9 protein-coding genes are annotated in these 12,892 nt (G+C 73.9%); 2 read left to right on the forward strand and 7 right to left on the reverse strand.

Annotated features, from left to right (window positions below):
- The coding region (locus ACFXAM_RS08370) for a glycosyltransferase family 39 protein (protein ID WP_380288722.1) at positions 1-1,915 on the reverse strand (1,915 nt) is incomplete at its 3' end.
- Positions 1,916-2,431: 516 nt separating this feature from the next.
- Positions 2,432-3,367 carry a LysR family transcriptional regulator gene (locus ACFXAM_RS08375; RefSeq protein WP_380288724.1) on the reverse strand — a complete coding sequence of 312 codons (936 nt, stop codon included), beginning with the start codon at positions 3,365-3,367 and terminating at the stop codon, positions 2,432-2,434.
- A gap of 209 nt (positions 3,368-3,576) precedes the next feature.
- Here ACFXAM_RS08375 and ACFXAM_RS08380 point away from each other — a divergent pair, with 209 nt between their 5' ends.
- Positions 3,577-4,833, forward strand: coding sequence for an FAD-dependent monooxygenase (locus tag ACFXAM_RS08380; RefSeq protein ID WP_380288726.1), 1,257 nt, complete (start codon positions 3,577-3,579; stop codon positions 4,831-4,833).
- A 163-nt stretch (positions 4,834-4,996) separates the two neighbouring features.
- On the opposite strand, the gene ACFXAM_RS08385 is transcribed toward ACFXAM_RS08380, so the two are convergent.
- Positions 4,997-5,683: an alpha/beta fold hydrolase gene (locus tag ACFXAM_RS08385; protein WP_380288728.1), complete on the reverse strand. Its 687-nt coding sequence runs from the start codon at positions 5,681-5,683 to the stop codon at positions 4,997-4,999.
- Between the two features lie 481 nt (positions 5,684-6,164).
- Between ACFXAM_RS08385 and ACFXAM_RS08390 the strand changes: the two genes are divergently transcribed.
- Entirely contained in the window at positions 6,165-8,945 is a 2,781-nt protein-coding gene (locus tag ACFXAM_RS08390) for an AAA family ATPase (RefSeq protein WP_380288730.1), read from the forward strand.
- A gap of 143 nt (positions 8,946-9,088) precedes the next feature.
- Here the strand turns inward: ACFXAM_RS08390 and ACFXAM_RS08395 are convergent, their stop codons facing one another.
- The 4 genes from ACFXAM_RS08395 to ACFXAM_RS08410 all read right to left on the reverse strand — a co-directional run bounded on the left by ACFXAM_RS08395 (position 9,089) and on the right by ACFXAM_RS08410 (position 12,882).
- Positions 9,089-10,039 carry a ribosome-inactivating family protein gene (locus ACFXAM_RS08395; protein ID WP_380288732.1) on the reverse strand — a complete coding sequence of 317 codons (951 nt, stop codon included), beginning with the start codon at positions 10,037-10,039 and terminating at the stop codon, positions 9,089-9,091.
- Positions 10,040-10,354: 315 nt separating this feature from the next.
- Positions 10,355-10,531, reverse strand: a complete 177-nt coding sequence (locus tag ACFXAM_RS08400) for a hypothetical protein (protein ID WP_380288734.1) — start codon at positions 10,529-10,531, stop codon at positions 10,355-10,357.
- Between the two features lie 9 nt (positions 10,532-10,540).
- Positions 10,541-12,184, reverse strand: a complete 1,644-nt coding sequence (locus tag ACFXAM_RS08405) for a DUF4127 family protein (RefSeq protein WP_380288736.1) — start codon at positions 12,182-12,184, stop codon at positions 10,541-10,543.
- Positions 12,184-12,882 (reverse strand): N-acetylmannosamine-6-phosphate 2-epimerase, encoded by a 699-nt coding sequence (locus tag ACFXAM_RS08410; RefSeq protein WP_380288738.1) that lies wholly within the window; start codon positions 12,880-12,882, stop codon positions 12,184-12,186. The genes ACFXAM_RS08405 and ACFXAM_RS08410 overlap by 1 nt, the downstream gene beginning before the upstream one ends.
- Positions 12,883-12,892 lie beyond the last annotated feature (10 nt).

A 12,892-nucleotide genomic window follows, 5' to 3' on the forward strand; every position in this document is an offset into this window, starting at 1 on the left:
GCCCGCCACCCGGACCGCCGGGGGCGGCCGGGGTCCCGCTCGCGCTCCCCCCGCCGGGTCCGGCGGACGCCGCAGGGGCCGACGGGACCGCAGGAGCCGGCCCCCGGCCGGGCATCCGGCCTCCGGCGACCAGGTAGCGGATCTCGCCCCTGGCGACGTACTGCTTGAACTGCTCCAGCGTCGGCGAGTTGTCACCCCCACTGAAACCGCCCATCGCCATCACCGCCTTGTGGCTGGCGAGTTGCAGGCTCGCCGCCTGCTGGGCACCGACCGTCGCCGCCGCCCACCGGCTGTCCGTCTCCTTCAACAGCCGTACCAGCGCGGGGGCGACGCCACCGCCGTCGGGTCCGCCCGGGCCGAACACCCCGCCCGCGGCCGGGGGCGTCCCGACGCCGCCACCGGGCGGAACGGCTCCGGGCGGAGCTCCGAACCCGCCCGGCCCGCCCGCGCCGTTCGGCCCCGAGGCCGGGATGGGGCCGCCGTGCGGCTGGGACGCGGTGGCCACCGCCCACGCGGTGGAACCGCCGAGACCACCGACCAGCGAGGCCATCACCGCGGTCACCGTCACCGCGCGCCGCGCCTGCGCCGCCGCGACCAGCGCCACCGCTCCGACGGCGGACGCCCCCAGGAGCGTCCATCGCAGCCACGGCAGCCAGGACGAGTCCCGGCCCAGGAGGAGGAACGCCGAGGCTCCGGCCGCGGCGGTCATCAGCGCCAGCACGACCCGGGCCCACGGAACGTCGCGCCGCCGCCACATCTCGCACGCGCCGACGCCGACCAGCGCCCCGATCGGCGGGGCGAGCGCCACGGCGTAGTAGGGGTGGATGATCCCGCTCATGAAGCTGAAGATCACACCGTTGATCACGAGCCAGCCGCCCCACAGCAGCGCCGCCGCACGGACCCGGTCGGTGCGCGGCGCGCGCCAGGTGAAGATCACCAGGGCGACCAGGGCGACCAGGGCGGTCGGCAGCAGCCACGCGACCTCCCCGCCGAAGCTCGGGCTGAACATCCGGGTGATTCCGGTGTCGCCACCGAACATGCCTCCGCCCGGCCCGCCGGGCATCCCCCCGGGGCCGCCACCGGGCATCCCCCCGCCAGGACCCCCGCCCGACGGGTTGCCGTCGCCGCCGAAGATCCGGCCCAGTCCGTTGTAGCCGACGGCCAACTGCCACTCGCTGTTGTTGCGCGAGCCACCGATGAACGGGCGGGACGAGGCCGGCCAGAGCGCGACCACCAGCACGAACCAGCCGGTCGAGACGGCGATCGACAGCGCGCCCCAGAGCATGTTCAGGAACCGTTTGGCCAGGGAGACCGGCGCCGCCCACAGGTGGACCAGCACCAGCGCGGGGACGATCACATAGCCCTGCAGCATCTTCGCCAGGAAAGCGAAGCCCACCGCCCCGCCCGCGAGCACCACCCAGCGCGCCTGCCCCGCCTCGACCGACCGGACCGTGGCCCAGCAGGCCAGCATCATGAGCAGCACCAGCATCGCGTCCGGGTTGTTGAACCGGAACATCAGTGCCGCCACCGGCGTGACGGCCAGCACGAAGCCGGCCAACAGCCCGGCCACCGGCCCGAACCAGCGCCGCACCGCCGAGTGGAGCAGCGCGACCGAAAGCACCCCCTCCAGCGCCTGCGGCACCAGCATGCTCCAACTGCTGAAGCCGAAGATCCGCCCGGAGAGCGCCATCACCCACAGCGACGCCGGGGGTTTGTCCACCGTGATCGCGTTGCCGGGATCGAGCGAGGCGAAGAACAGCGCCTTCCAACTCCGGGTGCCCGCCCAGGTCGACGCCGCGTAGAACGAGTTGGCGTTCCCCGACGCGCCCAGCCCCCACAGGTAGAGCACCGCGGCGACCAGCAACAGACCCCACAGCGCCGGCCGCGCCCAGCGCGGCCCCCCTCCGGAACCCACCAGCAGCCCGCGCCACCCGCGCGCCGACCGCCCGGAGTCACCCGCTACCACCCGATCGCCACTCGGCATTCCCGACGGGAACGCCCCCGATAACGACGTGGACATGACAATCTCTCCTTGGCTCGGGTCCCGCTCGAAGAGCACTCAAGCTAGAGGGCGTCCCTTTCAGGTTTCGGGGAGGAACCTGGGATTCAGCTGTGAATCCGGCCACGATCCGGCCTCACCCGATACCCGTGGCGGAGCGCAGCCGATCGGCGCCGCCGGTGAGGTCCAGCACGTGTCCGGTCCAGGTGCGGCGCCGAGGCGTTCGTCAAGGCCCGCGGTCGCCATGGCGTTGGTGGAGTCGACGTCCATGACGGCCCACCGGTAGCCGCGCTCCTTCGCCCGGGCGAGCGCGTGGGTGAACACGGCCCGGTACAGGCCGCGCCCGCGCAGATCGGAGCGGGGCCCGGCCTCGACGGCTCCGAGAGCGCGTTCGGCAATGCGTTCACACGCACCACGGGCCTCTCCCCCCCGCTACCGGGGGACGGTCCGCTCCGCGTGAACCGCCGAACCGCCGTCGCGCGGCGGGCGGGCGGACAGCTCCGTCCACAGATCGAGGAAGGCCCGCAACGGCGCACCCGGCCGGGTGCCCGCCCGCCAGACGAACACCTTCCGCAGGCGGATGGCGGGCTCCATCGGCACGACGACGAATCGCCGGTCGGCCGCGAGAACCGGACTCGCGCGGGAGGTCAGGGCGATACCGATCCGCTCGGCGACCAGGGCCAGTTGGAGGGCGACGTCGTTCGTCGCATAGGCGATGTCCAGCCGCAGCCCCTCCGCCGCGAAGGCCTGGTGGACGAACGCATGTACTCCGCTGTCGGGACCGTAGCTGATGACCGGGCTCCGGACCGCCTCGTCGAGAGTCATCGGACGGTTCGCGGGCCGGCTTCCGGCGGGGAGGACCGCGACGATCCGGTCCTCCAGGAGCACCCGCGAGGCGACGGCGGCGGGTTCGCCCTCCGGTGGTCCCGCGACCACGGCCGCGTCGACCTCCCCGTCGCGGACCTTCGCCAGCAGCGAGGGGCTCGACGCCCCGGCGAGGCTCACCGAGACCCGCGGATACCGGCGGTGGTACTCCCCCAGCAGCCGGGGAACGACGGTTCCGTCCAGGCCGCCGACGGTCCCCAGTGCCAACGAGCCGCCGAGCAGACCGGACCGGTCCGCGAACTCCAGGGCGGCCGACGCGGCCGCCGCCAGACAGGCACGGGCATGCGGGAGCAGGGCGGCGCCACCGGAGGTGAGGACCACCTGCCGGGGCAGCCGCTCGAACAGGGGCTCCCCCAGTTCCCTCTCCAGGGCCTGGATCTGCTGGCTGATCGCGGGCTGCACGACGTGACAGCGGGCCGCCGCCTTCGTGAACGACCGCTCCTCCGCCACCGCGACGAAGTACTCCAGCGTACGGAGCTCCATGGCTGACAAATTATCAACTTCTCCGCCGGGAAACCCGGTTGCGACGGGTCGCGACCGATCGCGCACCGGCTCGGCGGTCTTTCGTGCGATCAGTGATCGTGACGGCTGTCATCACCACCATGTATTGGACAACCGTCGACCGGGGCCCCGAGGCTGGTGGCAGTGTGCCGGCCGACCCGCGGCCCCGGCGAAAAGGCGAGGACAGGCAGATGAGAGTGACCGTCGTCGGCGGCGGCATCGCCGGGCTCACCTGCGCCCTGAGCCTGCACGCCGCGGGCTTCGCGCCGCGGGTGTACGAGGCAGCACGGTCGATCGAGGCGATCGGTGTCGGGATCAACCTGCTGCCGCACGCCGTCCGGGAGCTCTCCGAACTCGGCCTGGGCGGCGAGCTGGCCTCCGTCGCCCTGGCCCCGCACCTGTTGAGCTACCGCGACCGGGCGGGCGGGACCGTCTGGGAGGAGCCGCTGGGCCGCGCGGCCGGGTACCGCTGGCCGCAGTACTCCGTGCACCGCGGCCGCCTCCAGATGCTGCTGCTGGCAGCGGTGCGCGAGCGGCTGGGACCGGCCTGCGTCCGTACCGGCCTGCTGTTCCAACGCTTCGAACAGAGCGCGGACGGCGTACGCTCCCACTTCCTGGACCGGTCGAGCGGTCTGCCCGTGCTCGACGACGCCGACGTGCTGGTCGGCGCGGACGGCATCGACTCCGTGGTCCGCAGCCGGCTGTACCCCGACGAGTGCCTCCCGCCCGGGAACAGCGTCCACATGTGGCGCGGGGTCGCACGACACCCGCACGTCCTCGACGGCCGGTCGATCGTGGTGGCCGGAGGGACCCCCGGCGCGAAGTTCGTCGCCTACCCCATCGAGGACCCCGCGACCGCGGGCACCGACGCCCTGCTGAACTGGGTGCTGGAGGTCCGGCACGGAGCCCCGCCTCCGGGCGGCCCCGGCCGTCGCATCGGCGTGGACGAGGCCCGCGCCGGGCTGGCTTCGTGGAACCTGCCGTGGATCGACCTCGCCGCGCTCGCCGAGGACTCCTCGGCGGTCTACGAGTACCCGATGACCGACCGCAACCCCCTGCCGCGCTGGAGCGTCGGACGGGTCACCCTCCTCGGCGACGCCGCACACCCGATGTTCCCGATGGGCATGAACGGCGGCTCGCAGTCCGTCGTCGACAGCCGGGTGCTGGCCTGGTGCCTCGCCCGGGACGACGACGCCGAGGCCGCGCTCCGCCGCTACGACCGGATGCGCCGGCCGACCGTCAACGCGATCGTGCTGGCCAACCGGGACCTGGGACCGGAGAAGTCCATCGCGCTGGCCGAGGAGCACGACGGGGCGCTGCCCGTCGGGGAGGCCGAGAAGATCGCGACCCGCTACAAGCGGTTGGCCGGAGCCACCGTGACCCAGGTCAACACCCGCCCGTCCTGGACGGTCCCCGCCGTCGCCGCCCGGGAACGGCACCTTGGGTGAGTGCGGCACTCACGGCAGGGCGTCCCTGCGCAGCGCGAGGGTTCGCCGGGCGGACGTCCGCCCGGGTGCCCTGCACGGCGGCCGGGGCCCGGTGCGGCCGCCGAGGCCGGTGGAGGTGCGGCGGAGCGTCGCACGGGGACCTCACACCGCTTCGGCGACGGCTCTACGCCTCAAGGGTCTTCGCGGCGTCGCGGATGACGTCGAGGACGAGGTCGGGGTGCGAGAGCATCGGTACGTGGCTGCTGTCGACGGCGTAGGTCTTGGCACCCATGCGCTCGGCGGCGGCCCGCTCCAGGTCCGGGTTCACCGTGCGGTCGTTGTTCGCGACGATGTACCAGCTCGGCTTCGTGCGCCAGGCGGTGCCGGGGACCTGCTGGTCGAACAGGTCGGGGACCGGCACGGCACCCGTCGCGAGGACGAGCTTCTGCTCGGCTTCCGGCAGATCGCCGCAGAAGTCGCCGAGGCCCGGCTCCAGGAGCCAGATGCGGCCGTCGGCGACGTCGACGTGCTCGAAGACGGGCGTGCGGGCGAACTTGTCCTGCTGGTCCTGCGAGGTCTCCTCCTCGCTGGGGGCGAGCGCGGCGATGTAGACCAGGGCACCCACCCGGTCGTGGGTGCCGGCCTTGGTGATCAGCGTGCCGCCGTAGGAGTGGCCGACCAGCACGACCGGACCGGGGACGTGATCGATGGAGCGGGTGACGCACGCGACGTCACCCGCGAGGGAGTCGAGGCCGTGCTGCGAAGCGGACACCTGGTGGCCCTCTGCCTGGAGCGCGGGGATGAGCTTGTTGAAGCACGACCCGTCGGCCCAGAGTCCGTGGGCGAAAACGATGCTGGCTCTGCCGGCCATGATCTTCCTCTTTCGTGGGCATCAGGGGCGGCCTGCTCGGCCCGGACCCGCGCCGGCGGGCCCATGACGGCGAGAACTTCACCGAGTACCGACACTATGACTCCTCGCAGCGATCCGCGCCTGCCGACTCGGCCGTCCCGGGGGCGGGCGCGCTGTTCCCCGCCGCTGCCCGGGCGCGGGCAGCGGGACTGCTCGACCTCGTCCGCCCCCGGATGGCCCGGGCCGCCGCTGAGGGAACGGTCCCGGTCCGTGGCCGCGTCAGCCGACCGCCCTGGCGGCGACGTGGATGAGGTCGGCGACATCGTGTCGCCCACAGGGCCGGATGTCCGGCTCCGCAGACGACGGCAGGGGCGCGGGCGGAGCGGCCGAGGCGGACCGGAGGACCGACACCGCACGTCCGCACGAGCTTGTGCCTGGCCCGTGGGCACTCGCCGCGACTTCAATGGAGGCATCCAGACCGCCCGAGTGGAGGCACGGCAGCATGCTCGACGAATCGGCCCCGGACAGGACACCGGACGACCCGCACGGATCGCTGGTCGGCCGGTCACCGGACCTGGCCCGGTTCGACGAGTTCATCGCCGCCGTCCCGGAATCGGGCGGGTCCGTGGTGCTGCTGGGCGAGCCCGGGGTGGGCAAGACGGCGCTGCTGGACGCCGTCGCCGCCAGGGCGACGGCCCGGAAGCTCCACGTCCTGCGCGCCACCGGCGTCCAGTACCGCGCCCGGACGAGCTACTCGGCCCTGTCACAGCTGCTGACGGCCACGCGCGAGCTGAGCCGCGCCGCGACCGGGGCTCCTGCCCTGGCCGCGGCGCTGGGCGTCGAGCCGGGGGCCGCCCCCGGCCCCGACGCGGTCGCCGAGGCCGTGGTCCTGCTCCTCAAGGTCATGTCCGACCACCGGCCCGTCCTGCTCGTCCTCGACGACGTGCAGTGGCTGGACCGTTCCAGCGCCGCGGTCCTGGAACGGGTCGCACGACGACTCGCGGGGAGCGGCGCGGGGTTGGTGTGCGCCGCCAGAGCCGGGGAGGAGGGCTTCTTCGACCACGGCGGACTACCGGTCCACGAACTGGGCCCGCTGAGCCCGGCCGACTCCGAGGCGCTCCTGACCCGCCGGTTCCCGGCACTGGCCGCCCGCGTCCGCCGCCGGCTGATCGCCGATGCCGAGGGCAATCCCCTGGCCCTGCTGGAACTCCCCGCGGCCCTGACCGACTCCCAGCGCACCGCGGCCGCGCCGCTCCCGCGGAGCATCCCGCTGACCCAGAGGCTGCAGGCGGCCTTCGCCGCCCGGGTCAGGACCCTGCCGGCCCCGACCCGGCACCTGTTGCTCGTCGCGGCGCTGGAGGGCAGCGGCAACCTCCAGGTGGTGCGACGCGCCGTGGCGGGCCGGTGCGGTCTGAAGCACCTGGCGCCGGCCGAGCGCGTGCGGCTGGTCCACATCGACGACGCCACCGGCCGGTTGGGCTTCCGACACTCGCTGATCCGCTCGGCCGTGGTCGACCTCGCCTCCAGTGACCAGCGGCGCGGCGTGCACCGCGCGCTGGCCGAGGCGTGGACCGGTGTGCCCGAGCAACGGGTCTGGCACCTGGCGCAGGCCTCGATCGGCCCCGATGCGGAGATCGCGGCCCTCCTGGAGGAGGTCGCCGAGGTCAGCGCCCGCCGCGGCGACGGGCCGAACGCGGTGGAGGCCCTGGTCCGCGCCGCCGGGCTGAGCCCGACCGGGGCGGAGCGCGCCCGTCTGCTGGCCGGCGCGGCGTACGTCGGCGCCAGCCTGACGGGGGGCCTGCGCGAGGTCCCCCGTCTGCTGGAGGACGCCCGTGAGGCGGACCCCGGTGCCGACTCGCTCCCCCAGGCGATGGCGGCCTCGGTGTTCCTGCTCAACAGCTACGGTGATGTCGACACGGCCTTCCGGCTGCTCTACGGGGCCATCGAGCAGCGGCGGTCGGCCCGGATCCCGGACGCGGCCCTGCCGGAGGCACTGGCAGCGCTGCTCATGGTCTGCGTGTACGGCGGGCGTTCCGAGCTGTGGGCGGACTTCGACGTTCTGGTGACCGGGCTCGACCCCCTGCCGGACACCCTCCACCTCATGCGGACCGTCTTCGGGGACCCGGCCCGGGCCCGGCCGTCGGACTGGGCGCGGCTCGACGCCGCGGCCGCGGCACTGACCACCGAGCGGGACCCGGTCCGGATCCTGAAGGTGGGCACCGCCTGCGCCTACGGCGACCGCCTGGGACTGGTCGAGGAGTCGCTGCGGCGCATGGCAGCCGGGGGCGGCCGGGGCGAGAACATCCTCCCGGCGATCCAGGCGCTGTCCCTGCTGAGCAACCACGCCTGGTTCTCCGGACGGTGGCCGGAGGCGCGGCGCCTCTGCCGTGAGGCGCTGGACCTCTGCGAGGAGTTCGACTGTCCGCTGCGATCGTGGACGGCGACGTTCACCCTCGGCTGCGTGTCCGCGGCCTGCGGCGACTTCGACGCCGCCCGGGCCTGCGCCGACCGGATGGACCAGTGGGCCGGCTCCCGGCGGGCCGGGGCCGTACGCCGGTACGCCGCGCAGGTCCGGGCGACGATCGCCCTGGCGCAGGGCGAGTTCGAGCAGGCGAACCGGCACCTGAGCGTCATCTCCGCACCGGGAACACTGGCGCCCTTCGTCGGACAGGCCCTGTGGGTCTTCCTCGACGCCGCCGAGGCCGCGGTGCGCACCGGACGACGCGACCGGGCGCTGAATCACGTGGCCGCCGCACGGGCCGCGGGCCTGGACACGGTCTCGCCGCGGTTGAGGATGGTCGTGCTCGCCGCAGCCGGTCTCGCCGCCCCGGACGACGACGAGGCCGTGGCGCGGTACCGGGAGGCGCTGGCGGTCGCGGGATCCGAGCGCTGGCCGTTCGAGCGGGCCCGGATCCGCCTCTACTACGGCGAACGCCTGCGCCGGGCCAAGGCCCCCGCGCAGGCCCGGCACCACCTGGCTGCCGCGGGCGAGGCCTTCGGCTGGCTCGGGGCCGTCCCCTGGGCGGAGCGCGCCGGCGCGGAACTGCGCGCCTGCGGCGCCCCGGCCCGCGGCGTCGGCGACCGGGGGCCGCTGACGCCGCAGCAGTGGGAGATCGCCAGCCTCGCCGCCCTGGGACTGTCCAACAAACAGATCGGCGCCAGGCTCTACCTCTCCCCCCGCACCGTCTCCACCCATCTCTACCAGGCCTTCCCCAAGCTCGGTATCACCAGCCGGGCCTCCCTCCGCGACGCGCTGGAGGGGGTGGAACGTCCGCCGCGCTGACCGCCGACGGACGGATCCGCCCGGCCAGACCCCCTTCGACGCAGGAGCACAGGCGCAGGCCGGGACGCCCGGCCGCCGTCGGTGGTCGGCCTCGGCCGCTCCGGGTCCGGGTCCGGGTCCGGGTCCGGGTCCGGGCCGCCGGGTCAGAGCTCGGCGTGGTTCCAGTCACCGGTGGAGCTGACCTGGCTGGTGACACCGATCAGCATCGCCATCCAGCGCTGCACGTCGCCGAAGGAGTAGAACGTGCCGACCCCGGTGACGTTGACCGACGGGGTGTTGGGGTTGTTGCTGACGTCGTAGGCGTACCGGGAGATCTGGTCCCAGGCGTTCTCCAGGTACTGCTGCCGCTCGGGGAGCCCCTGGTACACCGGCCGGTTGCCGCCCTGGATGTCCCGGGTGACGCCGTAGACGTCCCAGAACCGCGCGGCCTCGGAGGTGAACTGGATCATGAACATCAGCGACCTGGCGACGTTCTGCTGCGCGGCGCCGTACGGGTAGCCCGTGCTCGCGAGGTTGTCGATCGAGGCCGTGAGGTCGTTCCACCCGATCGGCATCGACTCACGCCCGCGGCCCGCGGCCTGCCGCATGGCGTTGTAGTTGGAGCCGAAGGACAGCTGGCTGAGGCTGTGGTTCGGGGGCAGCAACGGGTGGCCGCTCAGGGCCTGGAAGAGGTTGGGGAAGTCCGTGAAGTCGTTGAAGAAGTAGGTCGTCCCGTTGGCCTGGCTGGTGAAGCCCCGCAGGTACAGGTCGTGCGGCGTGACCCAGAGCCACACCGTGCGGCCGTCCGGCGAGGTGAGGTCGATGCGGATCAGCCGGCTGGTCGGCTGCGACTGGGTCTGCCAGACGCCGTTGCGGTACTCGTGCCCGGCGGCCTGCCGCAGGCTGTTGACGAAGGCCGCGTAGTTGTTCTGGGCGGAGGAGCCCGGCGAGCCCAGGTTCAGCCAGACGTGACCGATGTCGTGGTCGTTGACGTCGGCCCGGGCCGGACCCGGCGCCAGGAGGGAGGTCGCGAGTGCGACGAGAAGCGCCGCGAGCACGAGGACGCGACGGTGCAGCGGGCGGGTGGCGGGCGGTTCGGAGACTTCCGTGCGCATCTCGGTTCCCTTTCGAGGGCGGGCCGGGGGATGGGGACCGGGCGTCGGCCGGTCCCCGTCCCCCGGGCATCGCGTGGTCCGAGGAGCGGGCGGGAGCAGCGCGGCGGCATCGTCCTCGTTCACGGAGGCGTCGTGGACGGCTCCGGTTCCCGGTCCGATGCGGCCGCCGGTGTCAGGTTCTCCCGTCCACGCCGAGGACATGACGGTGTGCCGGCAACGGTGTGCCGGCCCCACCATAGGAACGCTCCATGGGCGGCCGCTTCCGTCATGTGACGTAGTTCGGCCGGCCCCGGCACCCCGGTCCGGTCGTGTGCATCACGCAGGGCGGCGCCGGAAGCCGACGTGCCCGGTGGCGAGGAAGCCGATCGGCGTCGAACCGACCGCCCCGCCGACCGCGTGCACGCCGACCCCGTCGACCGCGTCGGCGCCCGGCCGGTACTTGAGGCCGGCCGCCGCAGCGCCGACCGCGCGCCCGGGGACCAGCCCGATCACGACGGCCCCTCAGGCCAGGGTGAGGTGGGGTTCGAGCGTCACCTCGAAGAGGCGGTCCCACGGCAGTTCGATGTGGATGTCACCGACGGCGGCGAGCTCGGCGGTGCGGCTGGTCGCGCCGCGGCGGCCGAGGAGGAGGCGGTGGCCGGCGAAGTGGTCGGTGAAGTACTGGCGGGTCACCGGGGCCAGGCGGTCCCGGACCCAGCCGTCGAAGACGGCCTTCTGCTCGGCCGTCAGGTTCAACGGGTTCCAGCCCCTGGACCTGGCCTCCGCGTAGGCGGCCTTCTGGATGACGTTCTTCCAGTGGTCGTCCTTGACGAACCGGTAGAGCAGGTACTCCGCGTGCGCCCGGCCCGGCCCGGTCAGCGCCGGCACCCCCATTCCGCTGGTCGAGCGCTTCAGGAAGGCCCAGCGGGCGGTGCCGTGGGCCAGGGCCAGGCCGAGGGCGTTGCCGCCGGTGTTCCAGCCGGAGTACGACAGCAGCGCGGCGAGGTCGACGCGCTGCTCCAGTTCGGCCACCAGGTCGTGGTCGGCGCGGTTGACGAAGACCGGGTCCACCACGACGACCGACTCCCCGGCCGCCGTCAGCCCGGCGACCCGGCGGGCGAACGCGGTGAGGTCGGCGGCGCGCCGGTCCCCTGTCGCCGAAGGGGTGTTGACCATGAGCACCAGGTCGGCGCGGCCGTCGACGACGGTGCCGCCGACGGACTTCACGTGCCGGCGGATGTTCTCCGCGAACGGGATGCCTTCGAGTTCCGCCGTCCACTGCTCGCCGGAGATCCCGGCGTACTCCACCCGGTAGGTGGGCGAGGTGCCCGCGGCGATCAGCCGGGCGACCAGCAGCGCGTCGACCTCGTCCGCGCCGGGGAAGACCTCGACCCGCGAGCCGACCCCCAGCCGCTCGACCAGCTTTTCGAGCTCGACGCGTTCGGCCCGGGCCAGGCCCACCGGGGCGGTGTCGTCCTCGGAGAGCACCAGATGGCTGATGGTGCCGTCGGCGACCCACTCGACCATCTGCCGGTTGACCTCGTGGTTGCGGGCCCGCGCCTTCAGGTAGTCGTCGACCACCGCGTCCGGGATGGTGGCCCGCACGGCCGTGAGCCGGGGCCGCAGGTCCTCCCGGCCGAGGTTCTCCACCTGGTCGTACAGCTTGGCCCACTCGACCAGCGCGGCCACGTACTGTTCGAGGTCGGGGTTGCCGGGGGTCAGCGCGAGGCGCTGGATGGTGTCGTGGACCACGATCTGCGCGCTCGGCCGGGCCGCCCGCAGGGCCCGGATCGCCGCGATGTTGGCCCGCGCCGATTCGAGGGTGGGCGCACCCGTGCGGGAGGCGATCAGGCCGCCGTAGGCGAGCATGCTGACCGAGATCACGTACTCGTCCGCGCCGGCCGAGCCCAGCCAGCGGGCGACGGCCGCGCCGTCCCCGGGCCGGAAGAAGCGGCCGAGGGTCTCGCGCGGCGGCAGTACGAGGTCGACGCCGGCGACGGCGGCGGTCATGGTGGGGCAGTAGACGTTGACGGGCCGGTCGTCGAGCGGGACGAGGGCGATCCGGCGGCTCGGACGTGGGGCCGCGGTGGCCGTCTGCGGGGTGAGGCCCAGCAGCGGGGCGGCCAGGACGGCGGCTCCGGCGGTAAGGACCGTACGTCTTCTCATCAGGGGTGCACTCCGTTCGCGTCGGCGTGAGCGGGAGCCGAACGGGCCAGCTCCCTGGTCAGGTAGAGGGGTGAGGTGATGGCGTTGCCCACCACCACGGCGTGCGCCCCGGCGGCGTAGGCGCGTCGCAGGTCGTCCGCCGTGCGGTAGCGGCCCTCGGCGATCACCGGAACGGACAGCCGCCCGGCGAGGCGTTCCAGCAGGCCGAGGTCGGGCCCCGGGGTCTTCGGGGTGTGCGCGGTGTAGCCGGAGAGCGTGGTGGCGACGGCGTCGGCGCCCGCGTCGGCCGCGGCCCGTCCCTCCGCCTCGGTGGACACGTCCGCCAGGACGAGGACGCCGGCGGCGTGCGCGGCGGCGACGACGGCCGCGAACGGCTCGGGGCGCGAACGGTCGGTGGCGTCGACGGCGACCAGGTGCGCCCCGGCCTGCGCGACGGCTCGGACGTGCCTGCCGGTCGGCGTGATCACGACCGGCCCGGGGCCGTCCTTCCACAGGCCGATGACCGGCACGTCCACCGCCGCCCGCACGGCGGCGATGTCCTCGGGGCTGTTGGCGCGGATGCCGGCCGCGCCGCCGAGGACCGCGGCGGCGGCGACCTTCGCCTGCACGGATGCGTCGCGCATCGGGTCGGCGGGTTCGTCCGGCAGCGGCTGGCAGGAGACCACCAGTCCGCCGCGGAGGGTGTCGAGAACGTTCACTGGGGCTCCG

It is taken from the genome of Kitasatospora sp. NPDC059462 (genome assembly GCF_042749955.1).
GTDB lineage: Bacteria > Actinomycetota > Actinomycetes > Streptomycetales > Streptomycetaceae > Kitasatospora.